The organism is Microbispora sp. NPDC004025, assembly GCF_053604425.1.
The window spans coordinates 34,937-60,506 of sequence record NZ_JBSGHN010000021.1 but is presented as its reverse complement, the minus strand read 5'-3'; the positions used below and the strand labels follow the sequence as shown (position 1 = coordinate 60,506).

Below are 25,570 nucleotides of genomic sequence, written 5' to 3'. Positions count from 1 at the left end.
GGGGAGGGGCCCGGCCGGACTCCCCTGTGACGGCCACCACACCTTATCTCGAACATGCCATCGAACGACGGCGACTCGCGGGATCGCCCGGCGCCCGACCCCTGAGGCGCGGCGCGACCCGCCGGCCGCCGGACCGTCCGGCCGGCCCGCGGTCAGCAGGCCGTGGTCGCAGGTACGCACAGGTACGTGGTCACAGCGTTCTGCGCGCCTGCTCCACGTGCCGGGCGATGCCCCGGGCCCCGCTCGTCTCCGCGAGACCGGCCGCCTCGTCGAGCAGCCGCAGGGCGTGGTCCCGGCGGCCCTCCGCGGCGGCGATGTAAGCCAGCCCGACCAGGTTGGCCGCGACACCCGGCAGGAAACCGAGCTCCCGGCGCAGCCGCACCGACTCCTCCAGCCGTTCCCGCGCCGCCTCCAGCCGCCCGGCCCCGTGCTCGGCGATGCCCAGATGCCTGAGCGCGTAGGACATCGTCAGCGTGTCGCCGGCCGCCGCCGCGAACTCGTGCGACCGCCGCAACGCAGCCCCGGCCGCCTCGTCGTCGTGCCGCACGACCTGGTGGAAACAGCCGACCCAGAAGAGCGCCTCGCCCTCGCCGCGAATGTCGCCGAGCCGCCGGTAGAGGTCGGCGGCCCGCTCGAACAGCTCGAGCTCGCGGGGGTCCTCCTCGCGGTCCTCCAGGAACCGCGCGTGGGCGAGCCGGCCGCGGGCCAGGGCGAGGTCGGCCTCCACCTCGTCCAACCCCCGTTCCGCCTCGGGCAGACCCGAGGCGTCGCCGCCGAAGACCGCCTGCTCATAGAGAGCGCCGGCTCGTGCGAGTCGTGGATCCTCGCTCATCTCGGTCCCATCCGTGATCGTCGCGGAACTCGTGCGCACTGCCGGACCGCACTGTAGTGATCCCCTACGACAATCCGGCCCGTTCCCGCTCGCGCGCCGCTGCTCCCGAAGGCGCGGAGTCCGCCACCGCGGGCGCGGTCCAGTACGATCCACGAGGTGGTCTGAACCGGGACAGCGAGGGGGCGGCGTGAGTTTCGCGGACGGCCCCCGGGAGCGCGCCCCGCAAGACTCCCTCGGGCGCGCCCCGCAACACTCCATCGAGCACCCTCCGGAGCACTCCTTCGAGCACTCCGAGCAGGACGCGGCGCGGCCGCAAGGGCTCGCGGAGATCGTCGTCGACGCGCGCACGCGCGGTTTCCTGTGGCCGGGCGAACCCATCGGCGGACGGGAGTTCGCCGCGGCCCGGCACTCCCTGTTCGACGGCTCGTTCACCTGGCCGGTCATGGTGGCGAGGCGTTCGGCCCTCGACCACAACATCGCGACGCTCGCCGCCTTCGCCGACCGGCACGGGCTCGCCTTCGCGCCGCACGCCAAGACCACGATGTCGCCCCAGCTCGTCCGGGCCCAGCTCGACGCCGGGGCCTGGGGGGTCACCGCTGCGACGGCGAGCCAGGTGCTCGTCCACCGCTCCTTCGGCGTCCCCCGGGTGCTGCTGGCCAACGAGATCCTCGACCGGGGCGCCCTGCGCCTGCTGGCCGGTGAGATCGGCCGTTTCGACTTCCTCTGCTACGCCGACTCCATCGAGGGTGTGCGCGTGCTCGACGAGACGGCCGGCGAGGTGCCGTTCCGGGTGCTCGTCGAGCTGGGCCACCCGGGCGGCAGGACCGGCTGCCGTGGTCAGGACGAGCTGCTCGAGGTGGCCGGGGCGTTGTGCGAGGCCCGGGGGACCGAACTGGCCGGGGTCGCCGGATACGAGGGCACCCTGCGGACGGCCGACGAGGTCCGGGCGTACCTGCGCGACCTGGCGCGCGCGGCGCGGGCACTGGCGCCGCGGGTGGCCGGTCCCCTGGTGGTCTCCGCCGGGGGAAGCTCGTGGTTCGACCTGGTGGCCGAGGAGCTCGCGCCGCTGACCGCGGAGCTCGGCGCGACCGTGGTGCTGCGCAGCGGCGCCTACATCGCGCACGACGACGGCTTCTACCGCGAGACCACGCCCTACAACCGGGTGACGGGCGAACTGCGGCCGGCGCTGGAGGTCTGGGCCCAGGTCCTGTCCGTGCCGGAGCCCGGCCTCGTGCTGGTCGGCATGGGCAAGCGGGACGTGCCGTACGACCTGCACCTGCCGTCCCCGAAGGCCGTGCGGCGCGGCGGGGGAGAGGAACCGGCCGAGCCGCTCACCGGGGTGACGGTCGTCAAGCTGTGGGACCAGCACGCCTATCTCAGCGGCGAAGCCGGGCTGCGCCCGGGAGACCTGGTGTCGTTCGGGCTCTCCCATCCGTGCACGGCCTTCGACAAGTGGCGCGTCATCCCCGTGGTGGACGACGACGACGTCGTGATTGATTTGATCAATACGTATTTCTGATCTTCCGGAGCGGTGACAATGGCTGGCAAGCAGGAGATCCGTACGGCCGAGGGCGCCCCGCCGATCGGGCCGTACTCGCAGGGCGTGGTGGCCGGCGACTTCCTCTACACCTCGGGCATGGGGCCGCTCGACCCCGCGACCGGCGAGGTCGTGGGCGACGACGTGGCGGCCCAGACGCACCGGACCATGCGCAACCTGGGGGCCGTGCTGGAGGCCCACGGCCTGACGTTCGACGACGTGGTGAAGGCGACGGTCCACCTGCAGAACCTGAAGGAGGACTTCGCCGCGTTCAACGAGGTCTACCAGACCTACTTCACCCGGCCCTACCCGGTGCGCACCACCGTGGGCTCCGATCTCCTGGACATCCTCGTCGAGATCGACTTCGTGGCGTACACGGGCCGCTGACGATGGACAGCGCCCTGTACGTCTTCGTCGAGGACCTGCGCGCGGAGGGCGTGCGCGGGCTGCTCGACCGGGCCTCGGCGTACGGCGTGCGAGGCGTCGCGGTGGCCGCGGCCTACCACCAGGCGAGGGACGTGACCCCGCACGGCGCCTCGCGGCTGACGCTGCGCCGCGACGGCGTCCACTTCCCGCCGCCGGACGACCTGTTCGGCGGGCTGCGCCTGGCCCCGCCCGTGCAACCGGGCGCGGAGGACCGGCCCCTCGACGAGCTGCGCCGCGCCTGCGCCGAGCGGGGGATGCGGCTGCACGGCTGGACGGTGTTCCTGCGCAACGCCACGATCGGCCTGGCCTGCCCGGACGTGACCGTGGAGAACTGCTTCGGCGACCACGGCTCCCCGGCCGACCTGTGCCCCTCGCACCCCGACGTGCGGGCGTACGCGGTGGCGCTGGCCCGGGCCGTCGCGCGGCAGGGGGTGGACACGGTCGTCGCGGAGTCGCTGCACTTCGGGCCCTTCACCTGCGATCGGTGCTCCGTGGCGCTCGGTCCGATGGACGCCTTCCTGTTCGGCCTGTGCTTCTGCGCCCACTGCGTGCGCCGGGCCGCCGACCTCGGGGTGAACGCCGAGGTGGCCAGGCAGGAGTGCGCCAGGATCGTCGCAGGCGTGCTCGACGGCGATCCTCCCGCGGAGGGCGAGGTCACGCGGGCAGCGCTGACGGCCTACGCCGGGCCGGAGGCGGTGGCGTACGCGCGGGCCCGCTCCGAGAGCGTCACGTCGCTGGTCGGCGAGGTCGCGGCGGCCGTGCGGGCCGAGGGTGCGCGGCTGACGTTCACGGACGCGACGGGCGCGGTCAAGGGCCAGACGCACGGGCTGCCCTCGGCCGGTCTGGCCGCGCACGACTCCTGGCAGCTCGGGATCGACCTGGTGGCGCTCGGCGACCTGGTCCCGTCGTTCGCGGTCCTCGGGTACGCCAGGGACCCCGCCCGGGTGGCCGACGACGTCGCGGCCTACCGCCGGTCCGTGGGCAAGAACCCCGAGCTGAGGGTCGTGCTGCGCCCCGGCGCCCCGGACACCGACTCCGCCGACCGGCTGGCCGCCAAGGTCCGCGCCGCCCGTACGGCGGGGGCCGGGGCCGTCGACTTCTCCGCGTACGGCCTGGCGCCCTTCGACGCGCTCGGCCGCATCACCGAGGCGCTCGCCTGACTCGATGTCACCGGGCGACCGCCGAACCCCGTCCCAGGCGCGGCGCGTCCGGCATGCCGCCGTGCCGCGCCGTGCGGGTCACCGGCCCGAGGTCGCCGACGGGGGTGTGACCAGGGCGTCCGCGAGGACGGCCAGCCCGGCCGCGACCCGGGCGGCGTCGCACTCCCGCAGCACGGCGGTGACGTGCTCGGCCGCGAGCGGGGCGAGCAGCGCGTGGGCGAGGTAGTCGGCGTCCGCGTCCGGTCGCGCCTCGGCCAGCAGGATCGCCAGGTGGCGGTGCCAGAAACGGTAGGCGCCGATCCGATAGCGGGCGCCCGGGCTCGCGGTCTCCGAGACGCGCAGCAGGTCGAGGTGCCCGAAGAGATAGCCGGCGTAGGCCGCCACGAACGCCCGCACCCGGTCGGCGGAAGAGGCGCCGGGCCCCAGCGGCGGCGGCCCGGACAGGATGCGTTCCTGCAGTTCCCGTTCCTTGTCGTCGAGCAGGGCCGCCACGAGTCCCGACTTGTCCCCGAACCGGCGGAACAGCGTGCCCTTGCCCACCCCGGCCTCCGCCGCCACCGCGTCCATCGAGACCGCTTCGACTCCGTGCTCGCGGAACAGCTTCGCCGCCGCCTCCAGCACCCGTCGCCGGTTGCGGGCCGCGTCCGCGCGCTCGCGGGGCGGGTCCGCCATCAGTGAGGTGAGGTCTCTTGACGAACCGGACTGCGGTCCGGTAATTTTCGAGCTGTTCACACAAACGGACTGTAGTCCAGTTACTTGGAGGACGCAATGACCGCTCTCATCAGCAGGGACGAGCTCAAGGCCGCGATCGACGCGGGCGCCGTCACCGTCGTCGACGCGCTCGGCGGCGACTACTACGCCCGGCAGCACCTGCCGGGCGCGATCCCGCTGACGGAGTCCGAGGTCGCCGAGCGGGCCGCGGAACTGCTGCCGGACAAGAACGCCCCGATCGTCACCTACTGCTCGAACCCGGCCTGCTCCAACAGCCAGGCCGTGGCCAACCGGCTGACCGCGCTCGGGTACACCGACGTGCGCAAGTACCGGGAGGGCATCCAGGACTGGGTCGAGGCCGGGCTGCCGGTCGAGTCGCTGACCACGGCGTCCTGACCACGGCGTCCTGACCACCGGGATCGCTCAGGCGGAGTCCCGGACGACGAGTTCGGTCGGGAGGATCACGGGGGCCGCCGGGCCGCCCTGGAACAGTCCCAGCAGCAGCCGGACCATCGCGGCGGCCTGCTCGATGATCGGGTGCCTGATCGTGGTCAGCGGGGGCTCGGTGTAGCGGGCCGCCTCGATGTCGTCGAACCCGACGACCGCCACGTCGTCGGGCACCCGGCGGCCCGCCTGACGCAGGGTCTGCAGCGCCCCGATGGCCATGAGGTCGTTGGCGACGAAGACGGCGTCCAGGTTCGGGTCGTCCTGCAGCAGGTGGCGCATCGCGACGGCGCCGGACTCCCGGGTGAAGTCGCCGACGGCGACGATCGACCGCCGGTCGGACTCGCGCAGCGCGTCGCGGTAGCCCGTGAGCCGGTCCTGGCCGCCGATCATGTCCTGCGGCCCGGCGATCGTGGCGATGCGCCGCCGTCCGCTGTCCAGCAGGTGGCGCACCGCCTTCACCGCGCCGCCCACGTTGTCGTTGTCCACGTACGGCAGGGGCACCGGCACCGCCGGCCTGCCGTACGAGACGGCGGGGACGCCCATCCGCGCGATGGCGGCGGGCAGCGGGTCGGCGCCGTGCATCGAGATCAGCATTACCCCGTCGACGTGGCCGCTGGCGATGTAGCGCTCGATCCTCGCGTGGCTCTGGGCCGAGCCGCCGAGCATGAGCACGACCTGACGGTCGGCGGCCTCGAGTTCCAGACTGGCCGAGCGGATGACGGTGGAGAACATCGGGTCCTCGGAGAAGACCCTGGTCGGCGGCTCCGACACGACCAGCGCGATCGAGTCGGTCCGCTGGGTGACGAGGCTGCGCGCCGCCGAGTTGGGCACGTATCCCAGCTCGTCCACGGCGCGCATCACGGCATCCCGGATCTGCGGCGTCACCGTCATCTGCCCGTTGACGACCCGGGAGACGGTGGCGCGGGACACCCCCGCCCGCGCCGCCACCGCCTCCAGAGTGGGTCGCTTCATCCATTCCCCCTTTGTGGCGCCTGACGATCAAACGTTCGTCAGGCACTCCCCAGCCCGTTGCGTGCGATGACGTCTCGATACCACAGCGCGCTGTCCTTGGGAACGCGTCGCTGGGTCTCGAAGTCGACGTACACGATGCCGAACCTCTTGTGGTAGCCGTAGGCCCACTCGAAGTTGTCCAGGAGAGACCATACGAGATAACCCCTCAGGTCCGCTCCCGCGGTTATCGCGGCGTGCGCCGCCCGCAGGTGCCCGTCGAGGTAGCCGATCCGGTCGTCGTCGTGCACCCGATCGCCCTCGGGCCGGTCGTCGAAGGCCGCGCCGTTCTCCGTGACGAGCAGCCCGACCTCGGGATAGTCGCGCGACAGCCGTACGAGCAGAGTCTCCAGGCCGGACGGCTCGATGGGCCAGTCCATCGCGGTCGTCGGGCCGGTCGGCGGCTCGAACCGGACGCCCTCGGTGCCGGGGAAGGCGGGGTTGGCCGGCTCGCCCGGCCGGGCCGACACGAAGGACGGGTTGTAGTAGTTGATGCCGAGCAGGTCGATCGGCTGGTGGATGACGTCCAGGTCGCCGTCGCCGATGTGGCCGAGGCCGCCGTGGCGTGCGGCGATCTCCAGCACCTCCTCCGGGTAGCGCCCCCGCAGCGCCGGGTCGAGGAACTGCCGGTTCATCAGCGCGTCCACCCGGGCGGCCTCCTCCCGGCCGTCGTCCGTCTGGATGATCGGCGCGAGGTTGAGGGTGAGCGCGATCTCGGCGGCCCCGGCGGCGCGCAGGGACTGCGCCGCCAGCCCGTGGCCGAGCAGCAGGTGGTGGGCCGCGCGGAACGCGGCCGCCGGGTCGCGCCTGCCCGGGGCGTGGACGCCGGAGCAGTAGCCGAGGAAGGCGGCCACCCACGGCTCGTTCAGCGTGGTCCACGTGCGGACGCGGTCGCCGAGCCGCTCGTGCACGACGGCGGCGTAGTCGGCGAAGCGCTGAGCCGTGTCCCGTACGGCCCAGCCGCCGGCGTCCTCCAGCGCCTGCGGCAGGTCCCAGTGGTAGAGCGTGGGGTAGGGCGTGATGCCGTGGGCGAGCAGCTCGTCCACCAGGCGGTCGTAGAAGCCGAGGCCGGCGGCGTTGACCCGCCCCGCCCCGGTGGGCAGGATCCGGGGCCAGGCCACCGAGAACCGGTAGGCCGCCAGGCCCAGGCCGGTCATGAGCCGGACGTCGTCGGCGTACCGGTGGTAGTGGTCGCAGGCGACGTCGCCGGTGTGGCCGTCGGCCACGTTGCCCGGGACCTTCGAGAACGTGTCCCAGATCGACGGACCCCTGCCGTCCTCGGCGGCGGCGCCCTCGATCTGGTAGGACGCCGTGGCGGCGCCCCAGACGAAGCCGTCAGGGAAGACCAACTCGGACGATCCGGTCCCCCGAGCAGCCATGGTCGTCGCGGTCATCCCTTTACAGCTCCCTGCATGATTCCTCCGATGATCTGTTTGCCGAGCAGGACGAAGATGAGCACCAGCGGCAGGGTCGCGACCGCCGTGCCCGTGAGGCCGAGCGTGAAGTCCCGCACGTAGCCGCTGGCGAGCTGCGACAGCGCGACCTGCACGGTTGGATTGTCGGGGGTGAGGACGACCAAAGGCCAGAAGTAATCATTCCAGGCCGTCATGAACGTGAGCATTCCGAGCACCGCCGCCGCCGGCCGTGCGGCCGGGAGCACGACGTGCCAGAACAGCCGGGCCGTGCTGCACCCGTCGATCCGGCCGGCCTCCAGCAGCTCGGTGGGCAGCGCGCGGCTCAGGTACTGCGTCATGAAGAACACGCCGAACGCGTTGACCAGCGCCGGGACGATCACGGCGTACATCGTGCCGGTCCACTCCAGCTTGATCATCAGCATGTAGAGCGGGATGATGCCGAGCTGCGTGGGGACCATCATCGTCACGACGGTCATCAGCAGGAGCGCGTTGCGCCCGCGGAAGCGCAGCTTGGCGAACGCGAAGCCGGCCAGCGTGGAGAAGAACATCACCGACACCGTGATCGTCCCCGCGACCACGAACGAGTTGAGCAGCGCCAGCGCGAACGGCGCGGTGTCGAAGACCCGCTGCACGTTGGCGAAGAAGTTGCCGCCGGGCAGCAGCGGCGGCGGCACCTCGGCCAGCGCCGCGTTGTCGTGCGAGGAGACGATCACACTCCAGTAGACCGGGAACGCCGAGAAGAACGCCACCGCGACGAGGGTGAGATAGGTGAGCGGATGCCCGCGTAGCGCTCTAGACATCGAGGCCTCCCCGCATGCGCCGGACGACGAGATAGTTGAATCCCACGACCACCACCACGAGGAGGAACATCATCCACGCCGCCGCCGAGGCGTAGCCGAACTCGAAGCTGCGGAAACCCTTCTCGTACAGGTAGAGGGCGAGGGTCTGGAACTGGCGGTCGGTGCCGCCGGTGGCCGCCGCGCCGTTGCTGACCTGCGCGCCGAACAGCAAGGGCTCGGCGATGATCTGCATCGACCCGATCGTGGTGACGATGACCGTGAAGATGACGGTCGGCCGGATCATCGGGAGCGTGATGCCCCACAGCTGCCGGAAGCTGGACGCGCCGTCGAGGGTGGCCGCCTCGTAGATCTCCTTGGGCACGGCCTGCATGGCGGCGAGGTAGATGAGCGCGTTGTAGCCGGCCCACCGCCACATGATCATGACGGCGATGGCGACGTGCGAGCTGGCCACGCCGGCCTGCCAGTTGATCCGGCCGAACCCGAGCCAGTCGAGCACCATGTTGATCAGGCCGAAGTCGCGTCCGAACAGCTGGCTGAAGATGACCACCACGGCCACCACGCTGGTCACGTTGGGCAGCAGGAGCGTGATGCGGAACAGCGTCTGCGCCCGCAGCGGCCGGTTCAGCAGGTGCGCGAGCACGAGCGCGAGCAGCAGCTGCGGCACCGCCGACAGGACGCCGATCGACAGCGTGTTGAACGCCGCGTTCCAGAAGTAGCCGTCGGCGAACAACGCGGTGTAGTTGTCCAGGCCGATGAACGGGTTGTCGCTGCTCAGCAGGTTCCAGTCGTGCAGCGACACCCAGGCCGTGTAGATGAGCGGGAAGATGCCGAAGGCGGCGAAGAGCAGGAAGAACGGCGCGACGTACGCGTACGGCGAGGCCTGCCGGTCCAGCCGGTGCAGCCGGGAGCGCCAGCCCGACGCCGTCTTCGCGGGTGCGGGAGTATGCGAGGCGGCCGGAGGGCCGCCGGGGGAGGGCGCCACGGTCCGCACGGACCCGCCCGGGGGTGTTGCCATGGAAGATCCTCCTCGGGGAGGGAAGACACGGACTGAACAGGGCCCCCGAGCGCGGTCGCCGGGGGCCCTGCCGGCGACGGACTACTTGATCGCCTCCAGGTCCTTGAGGACCTGGGCCCACGCCTCGTCGGGCGACTGCTTGCCCTGCTCGACCCGGCCGATGCCGTTGCCGATGGCCGTGCGCACGTCGCCCTCGCGGGGGCCGAGGTGCTGCGGCTTGAGGTTCTTCGCGGCGTCGGAGTAGATCTTGCCGACGGGGGCGTCGTTGAAGAAGTCCTTGGTGAAGTTCTGGATGTCGGGCTGGTCGTACAGCGAGGGGATCGACGGGAAGTTGCCGATCGCCTTGAACACCGCGGCCTGGTTCTGCGCCGAGGTCAGGAACTCGATCAGCTCGGCGGCCTCCTTGGGGTGCTTGCTCTGCTTGGGCACCGTGAGGTGGGAGCCGCCGGAGTTGCCCGCGCCGCCGGGGACGGTGGCGATGTCCCACTTGCCGGCCGAGTCCTTGGCCTGGTCCTGGATGTAGGCGGTCATCCACGCGGGGCAGATCACGGTCGCGAACGAGCCCTTGGCGAAGCCGGTGTTCCACTCGGGGGTGAAGGCCCCGATCTTGGCGGACAGGTCGGCGTCGATCATCTGGATCGACAGGTCCCATGCCTTCTTCACGTCGGGGTTGGTGGCGACGACGATGTTGTCCTGCGCGTCGTACACGCCGACCGGGGCCTGGGCGATGATGGCGCGGAAGATCTCGCCGGGGCTGTCGAAGAACTTGGCGTCCTTGGGCGCCTTGGCGGCGAACTTCCTGCCGGTCTCGATGTACTGCTCCCAGGTGGGCCACAGGGCCGACACCTCGTCGCGCTTGCTCGGCAGGCCGGCCTTCTCGAACAGGTCGGTCCGGTAGCACATGGCCAGGCCGCCGACGTCGGTGCCGAGGCCGAGGAGTGCGCCGCCCGGGGCCAGGCCCTGCTGCCACTTCCAGTCGAGGTACTCGCCCTGGCGCTTGTCGAGGCCGTACTGCTTGAGGTCGGTGAACTTGTCGGGCTGCGAGGTGAACTGGCTGATGTAGCCCACCTCGATCGCCTCGACGTCCGCGGCGCCCGCCCCGGTGGCCAGGTGCGCGGCGAGGTTCGTGTGGTGGTCGGCGAACGCCGCCTGGCGCTCCTCGATCTCGACGTTCGGGTGCGTCTTCTTGAACTCCTCGTACAGCGGCTTGAAGCCGAAGTCGCCGAAGAGGCCGACGCTGAGTTTGACCTTCTCGGTGGACTGGCCGCCGCCGGTCCCGGTGCCGGATCCGCCTCCGCCGCACGCCGTGAGCGTGAGCAGGGTGGCGGCGAGCATGGGGGCGACGAACCGGACGGCCCGGCGGCCCGGGTGGGGAGTGCCCATGAACCCTCCTTGGGTCCCGTATATGAAATCGATCTTGAAGAGAGCGCTCTCGCACAAGAGTGGGAGTCGGCTGTGAGGTCGTCAAGGGCTGGATCAGTAACGATTCCCGTTATCTCCGACCGACGAATGCGCTGGTGAGAGCGCTCCCACGACCATTCGCGCAGCGTGCGGGCGTCCTGTCACGGGCCGATGGGAGGGGTGGCCGGGGCGCGGATCGATCGCCGGGCCGGGAACCGAGGAGGAAGAGAGAGCGTTTTCTCGATCTCCGTGAAACTTTCTCTCCGCGTTGACAAGGGGTTGCAACCCGCTTAGCGTCAGCGGCGCTGAGAGCGCTTCCAGCGATACTGCCGGATCACGGGCCGGCAGGAGTTCCGCCTCCCGCAGTCGTTGACCCCCCAGCGGAGGTCGCATATGCCACTTCGTCCCGTCAGGACCCTCGGACTCGCCGTCCTGACCGCCCTCACCCTGTCCCTGCCCGCCCTGCCCGCAGGCGCCGCCACGGTCCCGGTCGGCGCGGGCGGCTACACCACCGACCTGCCCGCCGGAGCAAGCGGTCCCGCCAACTCCGCCGGCGCTCCGGTCACGCCCAAGGTCACCTCGAACGTGACCCGCAAGGTGCCCACCAACGACTGGTGGTCGTCGCTCGCCTTCCAGCGGTACGCGGGGAACCCGTACTCCGAGAACATGTACGGTCACCCGCTGACCTTCCACGCGGCGGCCGGCGGCCTCGAGGTCGGCTACCCCACCACGCCGCTGATCAGCTCCGACGGCCGGCAGTACGAGTTCCCGCACGCCCGCGACCTCACGCTGGGCGTGACCGGCCTGAACTCGCCCGACACCAAGGTGGACGACTGGTCCGACTGGACCGTCACGCCGTACTGGTCGGACGGCGCGCGCTCGCTGAAGGCGACCATCGGGCACGGCCTGCCATATGTCTACGCGACGCCGAGCGGCGGCGACGCCCGGGTCGCGTTCGTGGCCACGCCCACGGTCTGGGCCGACCGGGGCAACGTCCTCGGCGTCACCGTGAACGGCCATCACTACGGGATCTTCGGGCCGTCGGGCACCGACTGGAGCCTCAGCGGCACGGTGGCGACCGACGCGCTCGGCGGGAAGAACTACTTCTCGGTCGCCGTGCTGCCCGACGCGTCCGCCTCGACCCTCGACCTGTTCGCGAAGTACGCCTTCAGCTTCGTCACCGGCACGAGGGTCACCTGGTCGTACGACGAGGCGTCGGCGCGGCTCACCACCACCTACACCGCGACCACCTCGGCCAAGGAGGGCACGCAGACCGGCACGCTGCTGGCGCTCTACCGCCACCAGTGGCTGGCCACGAGCAGCCCGCTGACGTCGTACGCCTACGTCTCGCCGCGCGGCACGATGAAGCTGCGCGAGGGCACGTCGTTCAGCACCGTCCAGACGTTCCACGGGGTGCTGCCGTCGCTGCCCGACCTCGGCGCGTACGACAGGACCAGGCTCGGGAGCTACGTCAGGCAGGAGGCGAACGCGGCCGACCCGTGGAAGGGCGCGACCGACACCTACTGGACCGGCAAGGCCCTCGGCCGGCTGGCCCAGCTCGTGCCGATCGCCGACCAGCTCGGCGACACCGCTTCACGCGACAAGCTGCTCGGCCTGCTGAAGGGCGAGCTGGAGAGCTGGTTCACGGCCGGAGGAGCCGAGCAGTTCCGCTACGACGCCACCTGGGGCGTGCTCACCGGCTACCCGGCCTCGTACGGCAGCGACACCGAGGTCAACGACCACCACTTCCACTACGGCTACTACCTGATGGCCGCCGCGACCGTGGCGAGGTACGACTCGTCCTGGGCGGCGAGCTGGGCGCCGATGGCCAAGCTCCTGGCCGCCGACGCCAACAACGGGGACAGGTCGGAGACCCGGTTCCCGTTCCTGCGCAACTTCGACCCGTACGCCGGCAACGGCTGGGCGTCGGGACACCAGGGGTTCGCGGCGGGCAACAACGAGGAGTCGTCGTCGGAGGCGATGAACTTCGCGACCGGGGCGATACTCCTCGGCGCGGCGACGGGGGACACCGCCCTGCGCGACCTCGGCGTCTACCTCTACACGACCCAGTCGTCGGCGATCGCGCAGTACTGGTTCGACAAGGACGACGCGGTCTTCCCGGCCGGGTTCGGGCACGACACGGCCGGCATGGTCTGGGGCTCCGGCGCGGCGTACTCGACCTGGTGGACGGCCAACCCCGAGGAGATCCACGGGATCAACATGCTGCCGGTCACCGGCGGGTCGCTCTACCACGGGCTCTACCAGGCCGACGTGAGGCAGAACCTGTCCGAGATGGAGGCGAACAACGGCGGCCCGGCCGTCGAGTGGAAGGACGTCGTCTGGCAGTTCCGGGCGCTGGCCGACCCGGCCGCGGCGAAGAGCGCGTGGGACGCCGGATACACGACGCTGGCGCCCGAGTCGGGGGAGTCGCTGGCGCACACCTACCACTGGATCTACAACCTGGCCAGGATGGGCACGGTCGACCCCGGCGTGACGGCCGACAGCCCGACCGCCGCCGTCTTCGCGAGCGCCTCCACCCGGACGTACGTCGCGCACAACTTCGGCACGTCGGCCAGGGTCGTGAGGTTCTCGGACGGCAGGACCCTGACCGTGCCGGCCCGGTCCACGGCGACCAGCGCGGGCGGGTCCACCTCGCCCTCCCCGTCACCCTCGCCCTCGCCCTCGCCGTCTCCGTCGCCTTCCCCTTCGGGATCCCCGTCGCCCGCTCCGGGCGGGGTGGACGCCCGCTCGACCATCCAGGCCGAGGCGTACCAGGCGCAGAGCGGCACGCAGGTGGAGACGACGCAGGACGCCGGCGGCGGGCAGAACGTCGCCTACATCGGCAACGGCGACTGGCTGCGCTACGACGACGTCGACTTCGGGCCGACGGCGGCGCGGCAGTTCAGGGCCAGGGTCGCCTCCGGTGCGGCGGGCGGCGTGAGCGGGCTCGTACAGGTGCGGCTCGACAGCCCGACGGCGACCCCGATCGGCGACTTCGCCCTCGGCAACACCGGCGGCTGGCAGAGCTGGACGACGATCCCCGCGAACATCACGGGCGTCACCGGCAGGCACACCGTCTACATCACCTTCAGCAGCGGCCAGCCGGCCGACTTCGTCAACCTCAACTGGTTCACGTTCGCCACATCCTGATGAACGGTCCTGACGGACGACGACCGCGGCGGGTGGCACGCCGGGAACGGCGTGCCGCCCCGACGGCGGCTTTCAGCCGGTCGCGCGTCCCAGGCTCTCGCGGTACCGCTGGGGGCTCACGCCGTGTTCCCGCTTGAAGGCCGAGCTCAGCGCGAAGGCGGTGCCGTATCCCACCCGGCGGGCCACCGTCTCCAGCGTCGCGTCCGTCTCACGCAGCAGGTCGGCCGCCTGCGCCAGCCGCAGCCCGGTCAGGTAGGCCATCGGCGGCTCGCCGACGAGCCTCCCGAACCGCTGCGCCAGCGCGGCGCGGGAGACCCCCGCCCGGCCCGCCAGCTCGGCGACCGTCCAGGGACGGGCCGGATCGGCGTGCAGCATCCGCAGCGCCGGCCCCACCACCGGGTCGCCGTGCGCGCGGTACCAGCCCGGGGCCTGCGCGTCGGGGCGGGAGAACCAGGTCCGCAGCACGGCGATCAGCAGCAGGTCGAGCAGGCGGTCGAGCACCACCTCCTGACCCGGCTCGTCCTTGACGATCTCGCGGCCGAGCAGCGTGACCAGGGAGCCGTCCCAGGAGTCGCCGCGCAGCACCAGCAGTGCCGGCAGCGCCGCCAGCAGCCGATGGGTGACCGCGCCGCGCATCTGGTAGGTGCCGATGAGCATCACGGCCGAGCCGTCCGGGTCGTTGCCCCAGTTGCGCGTGCCCAGGTCCATCTCGGCCGACATGCCGCGGCCGTCCGGCGTGGTGCAGACCTGCCCGGGGTGGATCACGACCTGCGGCGCGGTCGCGGGGTCGTCGGCGACCATGTAGTGGCCGGGCCCGCGCACGACCGCCACGTCGCCGGGCCCCACCCGTACGGCCGGGTCGCCGTCCGGGGTGATCCACGCCTGGTCGCGCACCATCGCGACCAGGCACAGCGGCGCCTCGTCCTGGATCCGCACGGACCAGGGCGGGCTGAGTGTCGCCCGCAGCAGGAACGCCCCGCGCGCCCGGGGCCCGTCCAGGAGATCGGCCAGCGCGTCCATGCCGGGAATCGTAGACGCCCGGATATGCGGCCGAGATCCTCGACGATGTCGCCCGGAGCGGCCGGCCGGTTCACTGATGACCATGATGTACCTCCTCGCCGCCGCCTCCGCCGCCCTGTCCACGCTGATGACCGCCGGGATGGCGGGCACGTTCTTCGGGTTCTCGGTGGGCGTCATGCCGGGACTGAACGCGATGCCGGCCTCCTCGGCTATCGACGCGATGAACGCGATCAACGTCAAGATCCAGAACCCGGTGTTCCTCGCGGCGTTCGTCCTCGCCCCGGTCGCCGCCGCCGGGGCGGGCGCCTTCCTGCTGGCCACCCCTCACTCCGGCGCGGCCTGGCCGTTCTTCGCCGCGGCCGCGGTCTACGCGGTCGGCGTGATCCTGACGACGGCCGCGGTGAACGTGCCGATGAACGACGCCCTGGCCGCCGCGGCGGCCCACGGCGACCTGACCGAGACCGCCGCGCGGCTCTGGTCGGACTACTCGTCCCGGTGGACCGCCTGGAACACCTGGCGGGCCGTGGCCGGCGGGGTGAGCCTGCTGCTGATGGGGTACGGCGCCTACCGCTGGGGCCGGGGCTCCTGACCGGGCCCCAGCGTCCCGATCCTGACGTAACCCCCACGAGTTCCGGTGCCCAGGTCCCTGAGGGCGGGCACCCGCATGTCCGCGACGGGAGACGGCGACGGGCTGTGTGGAGGAGAGCGCTCTCCGTTGGGGCCACTCACTGGGGATGTGGTCGAGAGAACGCTCTCTCGAATTTCACAGACCCTCTTGACGCCAGTGAGACCCAGAGGGGACAGTGGCGCTCAAGTGGTCCGCGGTCGCGGTGCGCGGGCTCTCACGGCCCCCTCCGGACGCCGCCGTCCGGCCTTCCGGCAGGCGTCTGCCGTCTCCACTCCGTGAGGCCGCCCGCACCCCCCATCCCCCCGCCGCGACGACCGGACCGAGGAGAGAGGTACTCATGCGTGTGCTCCACTCCCCATGGCGGCGCTCGATGCTGGCGTTGCTCGCCGCGGCCACCGCGGTCATGGCCCTCGCCGTACGGCCCGCCGACGCGTCCGTCCCGGGGACGCCGTCCGGCTGGTCGCTGGTCTGGTCGGACGACTTCACCGGCGCGGCCGGATCGCTCCCGTCGTCCACCAACTGGATCATCGACACCGGCCACTCCTACCCCGGAGGCCCCTCGAACTGGGGCACCGGCGAGATCCAGAACTACACGGCCAACCCCGCCAACGTCAGTCTGGACGGCTCCGGCAACCTGCGCATCACCCCCATCGGCAGCGGTCAGAACTGGACCTCCGCCCGCATCGAGACCCGTCGTACGGACTTCAAGCCCGCGGCCGGGCGGATCCTGCGCATCGAGGGCCGCATCCAGATGCCGAACGTCACCGGCGACGCCGCCCTCGGCTACTGGCCGGCCTTCTGGGCGCTGGGCTCGCCGTACCGCGGCAACTACCAGAACTGGCCCGCCATCGGCGAGTTCGACATCATGGAGAACGTCAACGGCATCAACTCGGTCTGGGGCGTGCTGCACTGCGGCGTGAACCCCGGCGGGGCGTGCGGAGAGACCAACGGCATCGGCGCGAGCCGGGCCTGCCCGGGCTCGACCTGCCAGTCGGCCTTCCACACCTACCGCTTCGAGTGGGACCGCAGCGTCACCCCCAACCAGCTCCGCTGGTACGTGGACGGCCAGCAGTTCCACAGCATCAGCCAGAGCCAGCTCGACGCCACGACCTGGTCGAACATGACCTCCCACGCCGGTTACTTCATCCTGCTCAACGTCGCCATGGGCGGCGGCTTCCCCAACGGCGTCGCCGGGTTCTCCACACCGACCTCTTCCACCGTGTCCGGACGGCCCATGGTGGTCGACTACGTGGCCGTGTGGCAGAGCGGAGCCACCAGCAGCCCGCCGCCGAGCTCGCCCCCGCCGGGTGGCGTGGACGCCCGTTCCACCATCCAGGCGGAGAACCACCAGGCGCAGAGCGGCACGCAGACGGAGACGACCCAGGACACCGGCGGCGGCCAGAACGTCGCCTACATCTCCAACGGCGACTGGCTGCGCTATGACGGCGTCAACTTCGGCTCGACGGCGGCGCGCCAGTTCAAGGCCAGGGTCGCCTCCGGTGCGGCGGCCGGCGTGAGCGGCCTCGTACAGGTGCGGCTCGACAGCCCGACGGCCACTCCCATCGGCGACTTCGCCGTCGGCAACACCGGTGGCTGGCAGACGTGGACGACAATCCCGGCCAACATCGCGCCGACGACCGGCACCCACACCGTCTACCTCACCTTCAGCAGCGGCCAGCCGGCCGACTTCGTCAACCTCAACTGGTTCACGTTCGCCACGTCGTGAGCTCGCCCGGGCGGGGGCCGCGGTGGTCCCCGCCCGTGGACCACGAGTGACGTCATTCGGTGGGTGTGACGGTCTCCGGCGACGCCGTCTCGCTGGGTGTCGCGGGCGCGGTCGGGGTCTGCGGGGCCCCCGTCGGGGGCGCCCCACCGCCGCCGTGGCCCGGCAGCGCCGGCCGGCTCGCGTCCGCGACGATGATCGCCTTCGGGTTGTTCCCGGTCGTGCCCACGACCCAGACCTGGTCGCCCTGCCGGATGCCCTGCAGGCCCTTGTAGTCGGCGACGATCCTGGTCGACTCGTCGACCGTGTAGGCGCGGCCGTTCACCGTGAGGGTGCTGCCCTGCAGCGAGTCCACGGCGCCCGTCTGGCTGGTGAAGGTCTGGTAGTCGCCGGACGGGCTGGGCTGTGCCTGTGCCCCGGCCGGTCCGAGCTGGAGCAGGGCGAGGTCGGTCATGCCGAACTGCTCCGGGCCCGGCCGCATCTGGGTCGCCTGGGCGTACCGCGGCTGGTCCTGACCGGGAGCGCCGGCCGCGGCGAGGCCGGCGCCGGTGGCGACGGTGAGCGCCGCGGCGACTCCGAGAAGGAGCCGGGGCCGCTTGCCGTGAGGTTTCGGCGGCTTGCTGGAAGTGGTCATCGGTGTGCTCCCTCCACTCCGCGCCGGGGCACGGCATGACGCGGTGCGGCCTGACGTGGCCGGCGCGGCTGGGATGTGCGCGAATGACGTGAGCGGACGTGACCGCGGCGGGTCCTGGAACGTCCGCGGGAAAGATGGGCCGGGCGCACGCGGCCGCGCGTGGAGCGCGCGGCGCCGGCGAGCCCGTCGGGCCGCCACGGGCGTGCCCGCCCAGGCCGCCCGATCGATCCGCCCGATCCGCCCGATCCGCCTGGTCAGCCGCCGGTGAGCGCCGGTCGGCCTGCCTTCGGATCCCCTGGCCGCCCTACCCCATCGAGTACGGCGCTCACCGCCCGCGCGGTAAAGCCATCGTCCAGAGGCAATTGCCGGAATACCACCCGCAGCCAGACCGCGCCGGCGAGCAGATCCATGATCGTCATCGGGTCGGCGTCATCGCCGATCTCGCCGCGTTCCCGGGCCCGCTCGAAGATCGGGCGCTCCCGGGCGAACCGGTCGGCGAAGAAGCCCTTGGCCGCCGCCGCCAGTTCGGGGTTGTTGGCGGCGGCCCCGAGCGCCGCGACGGCGATGTCCGCCGCTGGGGGAGTGGTGACCAGCCGCGCCAGGTCGTCCAGCAGCGCGTGGAGGTCGCCACGGAGGCTGCCGGTGTCGGGCACGTCGAAGTCGAGCGCCCGCGCCTCCACCAGCGCCGTGCCGAGCAGGGCGGCCTTGGACGGCCACCACCGGTAGATCGTCGTCTTGTTGACCCCCGACCGTTCGGCCACGCCCTCGATGGTGAGGCCTTCGTACCCCTTCTCCGCCAGGAGCAGCAGCGTGGCGTTCAGGATGTCGTCCTTCTTGCGTGGGGCCATGCCGGGAGCCTACTGCAACGCGCCGTTGTGTTTTACTGGACAAGTGCAACGCAACGGTGCGTTGTTTTAAGGAGGACTGTCATGAGCCTGCCGGTGGTCTTCGTCCACGGCATACGCGTGAGCGGCACGATGTGGACCCCGGTCCGGGCGCTGCTGCGGGCCCCGTCCGCAGCGCCCGACCTGCCCGGTCACGGTCGCCGACGCGGCTGGCCGTACGACACGGAGGCGGCCTGCGACGTCGTGGCGGAGGCGATCACCGGCCTGGGCGGCCGGGCGCTCGTCGTGGGGTTGTCCCTCGGCGGTTACGTCGGCATCGCCGCCGCCGCACGGCATCCCGGCCTCGTCGCGGGCCTGGTGGCGATGGGGTGCACGACGCGCCCGGACCAGCCCATCGCGCACGCCTACCGGTTCCTGGGGCGCCTGGCCTCCCGCACCCCGGAGCGGGCCGACAGGGTCAGCCGTTTCGCGCTGCGCCGGATGCTGCCGGGCGCCGCCGGCGAGGCCATGATCGAAGGCGGACTGAGCAGCGAGGTCGTGGCGCCCGTCATCGCGGCGGTCACCGCGGAGGACCCTCTCGCCTCCCTGGCGGCCTATCCCGGGCGGGTCTGGCTGGTGAACGGCGCCCGCGACCCGTTCCGGGTCGACGAGCAGGCGTTCCTGCGGGCCTGCGCCAACGGCAGCCTCACGCACGTGCCGGGCCGGGGTCATCTGACCGTGCTCGCCGACCCCGCCTGGCTCGCCCGCTTCGTCGACGCCGCCGCCGAGACGGTCTCCGGCTGCCCGGCCTGATCACCCCCGCGCCGTACGTCCGGCTCCGCCGAGCGCGGCGACGAGGGCGAGCGCCAGGTAGACCAGCCCCGAGGCGTACCTGAGCGTGCTCGCGCGCAGCCGCCTCCCGAGTGACCCGGCGGTGAGCGCGTACGCGAGGTCGGAGGCCAGCCCGATGACGGCGATCACCAGGCCGAGAAGCAGGACCTGCCCCGGCACGTCGCCCGAGGGATCCACGAACTGGGGCAGGAACGCCAGGAAGAACAGCACGGTCTTGGGATTCAGCACGTTGACCACGACGCCTTCGAGGAAGACCCGGCGCAGCGGCTGCGGCCTCGGCTCGTCGCCGCCGGTGCCCCGGCCGGTCATGGCGCGGACGCCGAGATAGACCAGATAGGCGACGCCGGCCCACTTCACTGCGGCGAACAGCGCCGCGGACCGCGCGAGCAGATAGGACAGCCCGGCCGCCGCGGCGGCGATGTGCACCAGCGTGCCCGTCTCCACGCCCAGGGCCGAGGCGACCCCGGCGCGGCGGCCCTGGGTGACTCCCCGTGCGGCGATGTAGAGATGGTTGGGCCCCGGCACGGCCACCAGAGCGGCCGAGGTCGCCGTGAAAACCAGGAACGTCGAAGTATCGATCACGCTTGCCGAGGCTAGAAGCGTTCCGTCCCGCGTTCCCGGGCCAATCGGCCGCCGTGTGCGTGGACCAATCCGCTCAGAGCGAGCCGGGGCCCTTGGCGAGGTCCCGTACGATCTGAATCAGCTCGGCCGGGTCGAACGGCTTGGTGAGATAGGCGTCGACACCGATGTCGTATCCCCGCCTGCGGTCGTCCTCCTGGGCCCGGGCCGTGATCAGCATGACCTTGATGTGCCGGGTGCTCGGGTCCTCCCGCAACCGCCTGGCCGTCTCCCAACCGTCCAGACGCGGCATCATCACGTCGAGCGTGATCACATCGGGATCCACGTCGTGAACGCGGTCCAAGCAGTCCTGCCCGTCGTAGGCGGTCTCGACCTCGAACCCCTCCAGGGTCAGGTTCACCGCTATGAGCTGCCGGATGACCTCGTCGTCATCCACGACCAGCACGCGTCCCAGAAGCTCGCTCACGGCGGCAAAGCTAGCAATGAGACGGGGTGGGCGCGCGGTTTTCGCTGATCTACGGGCGCACACTCCCGGGCGGCCGTATTGATGTGACGAACGGCCTTCAAGTGCTGGTAGCCTTATCAGCGGTTGAGCCCCCTTAGCTCAGGGGATAGAGCACCGGCCTCCGGAGCCGGGTGCGCAGGTTCGAATCCTGCAGGGGGCACCAGATCAAGGCCAGATCGCACATCGTGTGATCTGGCCTTTTTCATGTCATACGACTATTGCGGCTTGCCGTCTTGCGACGGTGTCGAACGCGTGGCGACAGGGTCTGCGGGCAGAGATCTGCACACCGGTGATGGTGCCGTTGGAGTTGCGGTTCCACTGCTGGTTGGTCTGTCCGTTGCAGTCCCACAGCTGACGGGAAGCTAGCCGGGTAGTGCGAAGGAACGCGGCCGGGTCCCGGTGTCACACGGCGGTGATCTGCCATTCCTGATTGGCGCCGCTGTTGCCGGCCCATTGGATGACTCGGGCGCCGTCGGCCGTGGAGCCGGCTTCGACGTCCGCACATAATCCATTGCCCACGTTGACGAGCCGGTAGTAGCCGCTCGTGGCAGCGGGGACGAGTTTCCACCGCTGGTTCGTGCCGTTGGTGTCGGTCATCTGGACGAGGGCGGTGCCCTGATTGGCGTTCGGGCTGGTGAGGGCCTTGCCGCTGCCGACACTGATAAGCCGGAACGAGCCGTCGGAGTTCTGCGTCATCCGCCACTGCTGGTTGGCCCCGCCCTTCCAGGGCCACTGGACGACGGTCGCGCCGTCGGCGGTGGAGCCGCCGTAGACGTCCAGCACCTTGCCGCTGTTGCGGTTGACCAGGCGGACGACGCCGGTGGACGGGCCGCCGGTGCCCAGCTCGACGGTGATCTGGGTCGTCGTACCCGCGGTCAGTGACACCTGCCGGGCATGGCCGCCCAACGGCGAGTCGGCGACGCCCGCGCTGGTGGTCACCGAGGAGATCCCGCGCCTGCAGATGAGCGTCACGGTCTGGGTGATGTCGGAGATGACGGTGGCGGTGACGGTCCGGGAGCTGATGTCCCAGGTGAGCGAGTCGATTCGGATGCGGTTGCGGCCGCGTACGCCGGTGATCGTGCCCTTGGCGAACTGGTCGGGCAGCGCGGGCAGCAACTCCAGGATGCCGGGCCTGGTGTAGACCAACGCCTCGGCGAGAATCGCGGGCAGCGAGTTCGCGGCGTCGGCGTTGTAGATCGACAGGTTCGGGTTGTGCGAGGTCATCAACGATCGGAAGATCATGTTGTTGCCCAGGATCTTCCGCAGGCTGCCGTACACGCCGGCGCCGTCCTTGAGCCGGGCCCGGGCGAGGCTGCGGTGGATGGCGCCGTGGGCCTCCCCTCCCTCGTCCCCCCGCAGATCCAGGGCACGGCTCGCGTAGCGGATCAGGTCGGGCTTGTCCTCGGGGTTGATCTCGTGCAGCGGCCAGACCGGATACATGTGCTGCACGTGACGGTGGTTGTACCGGTCGGTCAGGCTGGGCCACGACCATTCCGCGAGCGCCCCGTCGCCGTTGACCCGATAATCGGGCATCTTGGCCAGCAGGGCGGTCCAGCGTTGCACGCCCTGGCCTGGGCCCTGCTCGGTGCCGAGGAAGTCGGCGGCGTCGATGGCGGCCTGCAGCGCATGCTTGCCTGCGGCGATCTCGCCGGTCGCATTGATCGACAGTTGCCTGCCCGTGTTGCCGGGGCTGTTCTCCATGGAGAAGCACGGCACGAAGACGACCTTGCCGTTGGCGTCGGTGCGAGTGAGGAAGTCCTCGTAGAACAACGCGAGCTCGATCAGGACCGGAGCGAGCTTGGTGCGGTAGAAGGTGGCGTCGCCGGTGACCTGGTAGTACTCGAGCAGCGGATAGAGCAGCCAGTCGGCGCCGCCGATCCAGGTGTGGCCGGGGAACCCGCCGTCGAAGTGCAGCATCTTGCCGTACTCGCCGTCGGTGCGGGAGGGGGCGAGCAGCCCGCGAGTGCCGTAAAGATTTCTGGCGTTGGTGCGCCAATCGTTGATCTGGCCGAGGATCAGGTTGAAGTAGCCGTCCATGGCCTCGGTGAGAGACAGGATGTTGCCGGCGGCGACCTGGAAGTTGACGTTGGCGTCGGTGGTGAAGTCGCCGGCCCAGGCCGCGTCCCAGGCGCCCGTCCACAGCCCGGTGAGTCGCGGCGGCAGGACGCCGCTGGAACTGAGGAACAGGTAACGGCCTGAGTCGTACATCCGCTCCAGCAACGCGAGGTCGATGACGTTGCGGTTGGAATTCTGCCGGGCGATCAGCTCACCGGTCGACAGTTGCCGATCGGCGGCGCTGACGTTCAGGTCGAGGCGTGACCGGTCGTACAGCGGGGTGTGCTGGGCGGTGTGCCGCGTGAGCAGCGTCGCGTAGTCGGCGCTCAGCGCGGCCAGCGCCGTGTGCAGCGGTTTCGCGTCCCACGCGGTGGACGACTCGTAGCGGTCGAGTTTGGTCAGCAGCACGAGTTTGGTCGCCGCGGCCACGACGATGGCCGACCCGCTCACCCGTACCGAGCCGCCGGTCGCGACCACCCGGGTGACGCCCTCGTAGCCGAACGCCCCCTGCCCGGCGGGGTAGGTGCCCCGCAGGTTCAGGTAGCCGTCACCATTGCCGACCGTGGCCAGGGTGGCGAAGCCGACGGACCCCGGCACGCCGCTCAGGGCCGTGTTGACGCTCAGCGTGGTGTCGATCGTCCGGCCCGGCGCGGCCGTGAGTTCGTGGACGATGACCCGGTCGGCTCGGGAGGCGAAGGCCCGGCGCGTCCACGCACCGTAGCTGTCGGTCCACGTCGAGGTGATCTCCCCGGTCCTGAAATCGGTGATCCGGGCGTAGTTTGCGGTCGTTGTCATCCCCGGGGTGCTGATCCGCAGCTCATAGCCCGGATGGAAGGTCTGGGTCCAGCGCAGCGACCAGCCGGAGGTGAAGTCGCCGGTGGCACCGTTGAAGTCACCGGCGAGCGCCTTGTCCCTGACCCCCGCCAACCGCCCCGACAGCACCGGCGGGGTCAGGTTGCGGGTGCCGTTGGGCAGCACGAACCGATGATGCGTGAAGACGACCTTCTCCAGGGTGGGCGCGCCGTAGAGCATGGCCCCGTACTCGCCGTTGCCGGTCAGGAAGGCGTCGGTCCAGTTGGCGGCGGCGGCCGTGTCGTAGATGCCGCGTTGCGGCAGCGTCACCTGCGGCGGTACGGCGGCGGCCGCCCGGCCAGAGAATATCGCCGAAGGAAGCGCGGCGGCGCCGACGGTCGCCGCCGTGGTGGCGATGAAGCGTCGACGGTTCAGCGGCATGTTCATTGAAGCTCCTGGTGGCGAGTTGGGCGTGATGCTTGCGGCCGGGTGCCGGCTGTGCCGCCACGACTGGTCCACCTCCGCGGTACGGCCGCGATTCGACGGGACACCCTGATGCAGCGCATGCGGCCAAAGGGGTGCCTCCGAGGGCAAGAACACAGTTGGGTTGTCGGGAGGACATCCCATGAATAGGCGCGTTTCGCGTAACGTATGACGTCTGATGTATCGGGTCAAGAACAATCTCGAGCGCCGTGTAACCTGGTCCCGGTTTCCAGGACGGCCGACGCCTCTTTCGGGAGCTTGGTGAAACTTTCACCGACGGGAAGGTTGAGCGCCAGAACGGCGACCGCGAGGTGTGCGCCTATCGTCGGTTGATCCATCCGTGGGCGCGACGCGCCCGCAGAGAGTCATCCCACCTTTGGTAGTCGTGCGGCGAAGAATCCATGCACGATTGTTGGAATCTTGCTGATCGTCGGCGGTGGTGCGCCCGAGCCACACCACCGCCAGCGGAATCCCGCCGGCTTCGATGGCGGCCTCGGCTGGCGTCACCGACCCGCACGACGTGCGCGGGCTTGACCCGCACCCCGTTGACCCGGACGTGACCGCCCCGGTAGGCGAGCCTCGGGAGACGTACCGGGGACACCGGGCCGATCGCCGCGGTGGTGGTGGACTGCGCCCGCGGGCCATGGCCCGGTTCTGGGGCGAGGCGATGGACCGGACCGTGCACGAGGTGACCGACGACCATGCGCGGCTGCGCTCCGCCAAGGGAGCCGGGCCCTATCTCGAGTTCCTCCGCACAACGCCCGGCGTGAAGACCGTGTGGAACCGCGTCCATCTCGACGTGCTGCCGTACCGCGGTGACGATCAGGCGGCGGAGGTGGCCCGGCTGCAGATCCTCGGCGCGACGCTGCCGGCGTCGACCAGGGCGATGCGTCGTGGATCGTTCTCGCCGACCCGGAGGGCAACAAGTTCTGCGTACTCGCTCCAGCCTGACGCGGAGTCTAGGCTCGCCTCACCGGGCCTTCGCGCTGCGAGACCAGACCGTGGCCGGAGCGGGAACGCCTGGGGGATCGCGGTCGTCGCACCGATAGCGGAGCTTCGGGGGCCAGGTGGGCTCGCACGCCGGTAACGCGCCGCTCTCAGTACAGTGGCGGGGTGTCGGGTGAGCAGGTGGGCGTACGGGTGGACATCTGGATCTGGTCGGTGCGGCTGATCCGGACTCGTTCGATCGTGTCCGACGCCTGCCGGGGTGGTCACGTCCGGGTCAACGGGGTGCGGGTCAAGCCCGCGCACGTCGTGCGGGTCGGTGACGAGGTCCGTCTGCGGCACGAGGGGCGCGAACGCGTCGTGGTCGTCTCCCGCGTCATCACCAAGCGCGTCGGCGCGCCCGTGGCCGCCGAGTGCTACGTCGACAAGAGCCCTCCGCCTCCTCCGCGCGAGGAGGCCGTGACGGTGGCCGTTCGGGCGCGTGGCGCGGGACGCCCCACCAAACGCGAGCGCCGCAGCATCGACAAGCTGCTCGGGCGCCCGCTGGCCGAGGAGCGGGACCGCCGGCCACGTGGAAACTGACGTACTCCATCAAGCTCCCTGAGCACGGCGATCACGGCGGACCGGA

Annotated in this window: 22 protein-coding genes, 1 tRNA gene and 1 pseudogene; 11 read left to right on the top strand and 13 right to left on the bottom strand. The window is 71.0% G+C overall.

Annotated features, from left to right (window positions below):
* Positions 1 to 190: 190 nt before the first annotated feature.
* Positions 191 to 832, bottom strand: a complete 642-nt coding sequence (locus ACWEQG_RS35725; protein ID WP_452291673.1) for a hypothetical protein — start codon at positions 830 to 832, stop codon at positions 191 to 193.
* A 187-nt stretch (positions 833 to 1,019) separates the two neighbouring features.
* Here ACWEQG_RS35725 and ACWEQG_RS35720 point away from each other — a divergent pair, with 187 nt between their 5' ends.
* The 3 genes from ACWEQG_RS35720 to ACWEQG_RS35710 are packed head-to-tail and all read left to right on the top strand — an operon-like array spanning position 1,020 to position 3,955.
* Complete coding sequence (locus ACWEQG_RS35720; protein ID WP_452291671.1) at positions 1,020 to 2,351, top strand: alanine racemase; 1,332 nt, start codon at positions 1,020 to 1,022, stop codon at positions 2,349 to 2,351.
* Positions 2,352 to 2,369: 18 nt separating this feature from the next.
* Complete coding sequence (locus tag ACWEQG_RS35715; protein ID WP_363466310.1) at positions 2,370 to 2,756, top strand: Rid family detoxifying hydrolase; 387 nt, start codon at positions 2,370 to 2,372, stop codon at positions 2,754 to 2,756.
* Positions 2,757 to 2,758: 2 nt separating this feature from the next.
* The gene (locus ACWEQG_RS35710) at positions 2,759 to 3,955 is read left to right on the top strand and encodes a hypothetical protein (RefSeq protein WP_452291669.1); all 1,197 of its coding nucleotides are present in this window, start codon (positions 2,759 to 2,761) and stop codon (positions 3,953 to 3,955) included.
* A gap of 78 nt (positions 3,956 to 4,033) precedes the next feature.
* Here ACWEQG_RS35710 and ACWEQG_RS35705 read toward each other — a convergent pair whose 3' ends face one another.
* The gene (locus tag ACWEQG_RS35705) at positions 4,034 to 4,627 is read right to left on the bottom strand and encodes a TetR/AcrR family transcriptional regulator (RefSeq protein WP_452291667.1); all 594 of its coding nucleotides are present in this window, start codon (positions 4,625 to 4,627) and stop codon (positions 4,034 to 4,036) included.
* A gap of 96 nt (positions 4,628 to 4,723) precedes the next feature.
* Between ACWEQG_RS35705 and ACWEQG_RS35700 the strand changes: the two genes are divergently transcribed.
* Complete coding sequence (locus tag ACWEQG_RS35700; protein ID WP_452291665.1) at positions 4,724 to 5,062, top strand: rhodanese-like domain-containing protein; 339 nt, start codon at positions 4,724 to 4,726, stop codon at positions 5,060 to 5,062.
* Positions 5,063 to 5,089: 27 nt separating this feature from the next.
* Here the strand turns inward: ACWEQG_RS35700 and ACWEQG_RS35695 are convergent, their stop codons facing one another.
* The 5 genes from ACWEQG_RS35695 to ACWEQG_RS35675 form a co-directional block, all read right to left on the bottom strand.
* Positions 5,090 to 6,085: a LacI family DNA-binding transcriptional regulator gene (locus tag ACWEQG_RS35695; protein WP_452291663.1), complete on the bottom strand. Its 996-nt coding sequence runs from the start codon at positions 6,083 to 6,085 to the stop codon at positions 5,090 to 5,092.
* Between the two features lie 38 nt (positions 6,086 to 6,123).
* The gene (locus tag ACWEQG_RS35690) at positions 6,124 to 7,515 is read right to left on the bottom strand and encodes a GH1 family beta-glucosidase (RefSeq protein ID WP_452291661.1); all 1,392 of its coding nucleotides are present in this window, start codon (positions 7,513 to 7,515) and stop codon (positions 6,124 to 6,126) included.
* Positions 7,512 to 8,336, bottom strand: a complete 825-nt coding sequence (locus ACWEQG_RS35685) for a carbohydrate ABC transporter permease (RefSeq protein ID WP_452291659.1) — start codon at positions 8,334 to 8,336, stop codon at positions 7,512 to 7,514. Before ACWEQG_RS35685 ends, ACWEQG_RS35690 begins: the two co-directional genes overlap by 4 nt.
* Positions 8,329 to 9,351: a carbohydrate ABC transporter permease gene (locus ACWEQG_RS35680; RefSeq protein ID WP_452291657.1), complete on the bottom strand. Its 1,023-nt coding sequence runs from the start codon at positions 9,349 to 9,351 to the stop codon at positions 8,329 to 8,331. Before ACWEQG_RS35680 ends, ACWEQG_RS35685 begins: the two co-directional genes overlap by 8 nt.
* 81 nt (positions 9,352 to 9,432) lie before the next feature.
* On the bottom strand, positions 9,433 to 10,734 hold the full coding sequence (locus ACWEQG_RS35675; RefSeq protein WP_452291655.1) for an extracellular solute-binding protein: 1,302 nt from the start codon (positions 10,732 to 10,734) through the stop codon (positions 9,433 to 9,435).
* Between the two features lie 411 nt (positions 10,735 to 11,145).
* Between ACWEQG_RS35675 and ACWEQG_RS35670 the strand changes: the two genes are divergently transcribed.
* Positions 11,146 to 13,902: a glycosyl hydrolase gene (locus ACWEQG_RS35670; RefSeq protein ID WP_452291653.1), complete on the top strand. Its 2,757-nt coding sequence runs from the start codon at positions 11,146 to 11,148 to the stop codon at positions 13,900 to 13,902.
* Between the two features lie 72 nt (positions 13,903 to 13,974).
* On the opposite strand, the gene ACWEQG_RS35665 is transcribed toward ACWEQG_RS35670, so the two are convergent.
* A complete protein-coding gene (locus ACWEQG_RS35665; RefSeq protein WP_452291651.1) occupies positions 13,975 to 14,922 on the bottom strand; it encodes a cupin domain-containing protein in 948 nt (315 codons plus the stop codon).
* 76 nt (positions 14,923 to 14,998) lie between these two features.
* On the opposite strand from ACWEQG_RS35665, the gene ACWEQG_RS35660 reads away from it, so the two are divergent.
* Both ACWEQG_RS35660 and ACWEQG_RS35655 read left to right on the top strand, forming a co-directional pair.
* Entirely contained in the window at positions 14,999 to 15,511 is a 513-nt protein-coding gene (locus tag ACWEQG_RS35660) for an anthrone oxygenase family protein (protein WP_452291649.1), read from the top strand.
* A 376-nt stretch (positions 15,512 to 15,887) separates the two neighbouring features.
* Positions 15,888 to 17,276 carry a glycoside hydrolase family 16 protein gene (locus tag ACWEQG_RS35655; protein ID WP_452291647.1) on the top strand — a complete coding sequence of 463 codons (1,389 nt, stop codon included), beginning with the start codon at positions 15,888 to 15,890 and terminating at the stop codon, positions 17,274 to 17,276.
* A 52-nt stretch (positions 17,277 to 17,328) separates the two neighbouring features.
* On the opposite strand, the gene ACWEQG_RS35650 is transcribed toward ACWEQG_RS35655, so the two are convergent.
* A complete protein-coding gene (locus ACWEQG_RS35650) occupies positions 17,329 to 17,907 on the bottom strand; it encodes a DUF5666 domain-containing protein (RefSeq protein ID WP_452291646.1) in 579 nt (192 codons plus the stop codon).
* Between the two features lie 254 nt (positions 17,908 to 18,161).
* Positions 18,162 to 18,755: a TetR/AcrR family transcriptional regulator gene (locus tag ACWEQG_RS35645; RefSeq protein ID WP_452291644.1), complete on the bottom strand. Its 594-nt coding sequence runs from the start codon at positions 18,753 to 18,755 to the stop codon at positions 18,162 to 18,164.
* 81 nt (positions 18,756 to 18,836) lie between these two features.
* Here ACWEQG_RS35645 and ACWEQG_RS35640 point away from each other — a divergent pair, with 81 nt between their 5' ends.
* Positions 18,837 to 19,544: an alpha/beta fold hydrolase gene (locus tag ACWEQG_RS35640; protein ID WP_452291642.1), complete on the top strand. Its 708-nt coding sequence runs from the start codon at positions 18,837 to 18,839 to the stop codon at positions 19,542 to 19,544.
* Here ACWEQG_RS35640 and ACWEQG_RS35635 read toward each other — a convergent pair whose 3' ends face one another.
* Together ACWEQG_RS35635 and ACWEQG_RS35630 are read right to left on the bottom strand one after the other, a co-directional pair.
* On the bottom strand, positions 19,545 to 20,165 hold the full coding sequence (locus tag ACWEQG_RS35635) for a LysE family translocator (RefSeq protein ID WP_452291640.1): 621 nt from the start codon (positions 20,163 to 20,165) through the stop codon (positions 19,545 to 19,547).
* Positions 20,166 to 20,238: 73 nt separating this feature from the next.
* Positions 20,239 to 20,607, bottom strand: coding sequence for a response regulator transcription factor (locus ACWEQG_RS35630; protein ID WP_169983076.1), 369 nt, complete (start codon positions 20,605 to 20,607; stop codon positions 20,239 to 20,241).
* Between the two features lie 148 nt (positions 20,608 to 20,755).
* Between ACWEQG_RS35630 and ACWEQG_RS35625 the strand changes: the two genes are divergently transcribed.
* Positions 20,756 to 20,830: transfer RNA gene (locus ACWEQG_RS35625), tRNA-Arg, on the top strand.
* A 239-nt stretch (positions 20,831 to 21,069) separates the two neighbouring features.
* Here the strand turns inward: ACWEQG_RS35625 and ACWEQG_RS35620 are convergent.
* Positions 21,070 to 23,961 (bottom strand): glycosyl hydrolase family 95 catalytic domain-containing protein, encoded by a 2,892-nt coding sequence (locus tag ACWEQG_RS35620; RefSeq protein WP_452291638.1) that lies wholly within the window; start codon positions 23,959 to 23,961, stop codon positions 21,070 to 21,072.
* Positions 23,962 to 24,571: 610 nt separating this feature from the next.
* On the opposite strand from ACWEQG_RS35620, the pseudogene ACWEQG_RS35615 reads away from it, so the two are divergent.
* Positions 24,572 to 24,948 (top strand): annotated as a pseudogene (locus ACWEQG_RS35615) (VOC family protein); the annotation flags it as partial.
* Between the two features lie 162 nt (positions 24,949 to 25,110).
* A complete protein-coding gene (locus ACWEQG_RS35610; RefSeq protein WP_452291636.1) occupies positions 25,111 to 25,524 on the top strand; it encodes an RNA-binding S4 domain-containing protein in 414 nt (137 codons plus the stop codon).
* The last annotated feature ends 46 nt before the right edge of the window (positions 25,525 to 25,570 follow it).

Bases quoted from the DNA above. Each gene is read 5' to 3' on its own strand.
- ACWEQG_RS35725 (WP_452291673.1), bottom strand. From the start codon at position 832: ATGAGCGAGGATCCACGACTCGCACGAGCCGGCGCTCTCTATGAGCAG.
- ACWEQG_RS35715 (WP_363466310.1), top strand. From the start codon at position 2,370: ATGGCTGGCAAGCAGGAGATCCGTACGGCCGAGGGCGCCCCGCCGATC.
- ACWEQG_RS35710 (WP_452291669.1), top strand. From the start codon at position 2,759: ATGGACAGCGCCCTGTACGTCTTCGTCGAGGACCTGCGCGCGGAGGGC.
- ACWEQG_RS35705 (WP_452291667.1), bottom strand. From the start codon at position 4,627: ATGGCGGACCCGCCCCGCGAGCGCGCGGACGCGGCCCGCAACCGGCGA.
- ACWEQG_RS35700 (WP_452291665.1), top strand. From the start codon at position 4,724: ATGACCGCTCTCATCAGCAGGGACGAGCTCAAGGCCGCGATCGACGCG.
- ACWEQG_RS35695 (WP_452291663.1), bottom strand. From the start codon at position 6,085: ATGAAGCGACCCACTCTGGAGGCGGTGGCGGCGCGGGCGGGGGTGTCC.
- ACWEQG_RS35690 (WP_452291661.1), bottom strand. From the start codon at position 7,515: ATGACCGCGACGACCATGGCTGCTCGGGGGACCGGATCGTCCGAGTTG.
- ACWEQG_RS35685 (WP_452291659.1), bottom strand. From the start codon at position 8,336: ATGTCTAGAGCGCTACGCGGGCATCCGCTCACCTATCTCACCCTCGTC.
- ACWEQG_RS35680 (WP_452291657.1), bottom strand. From the start codon at position 9,351: ATGGCAACACCCCCGGGCGGGTCCGTGCGGACCGTGGCGCCCTCCCCC.
- ACWEQG_RS35675 (WP_452291655.1), bottom strand. From the start codon at position 10,734: ATGGGCACTCCCCACCCGGGCCGCCGGGCCGTCCGGTTCGTCGCCCCC.
- ACWEQG_RS35670 (WP_452291653.1), top strand. From the start codon at position 11,146: ATGCCACTTCGTCCCGTCAGGACCCTCGGACTCGCCGTCCTGACCGCC.
- ACWEQG_RS35665 (WP_452291651.1), bottom strand. From the start codon at position 14,922: ATGGACGCGCTGGCCGATCTCCTGGACGGGCCCCGGGCGCGCGGGGCG.
- ACWEQG_RS35660 (WP_452291649.1), top strand. From the start codon at position 14,999: ATGACCATGATGTACCTCCTCGCCGCCGCCTCCGCCGCCCTGTCCACG.
- ACWEQG_RS35655 (WP_452291647.1), top strand. From the start codon at position 15,888: ATGCGTGTGCTCCACTCCCCATGGCGGCGCTCGATGCTGGCGTTGCTC.
- ACWEQG_RS35650 (WP_452291646.1), bottom strand. From the start codon at position 17,907: ATGACCACTTCCAGCAAGCCGCCGAAACCTCACGGCAAGCGGCCCCGG.
- ACWEQG_RS35645 (WP_452291644.1), bottom strand. From the start codon at position 18,755: ATGGCCCCACGCAAGAAGGACGACATCCTGAACGCCACGCTGCTGCTC.
- ACWEQG_RS35640 (WP_452291642.1), top strand. From the start codon at position 18,837: ATGAGCCTGCCGGTGGTCTTCGTCCACGGCATACGCGTGAGCGGCACG.
- ACWEQG_RS35620 (WP_452291638.1), bottom strand. From the start codon at position 23,961: ATGAACATGCCGCTGAACCGTCGACGCTTCATCGCCACCACGGCGGCG.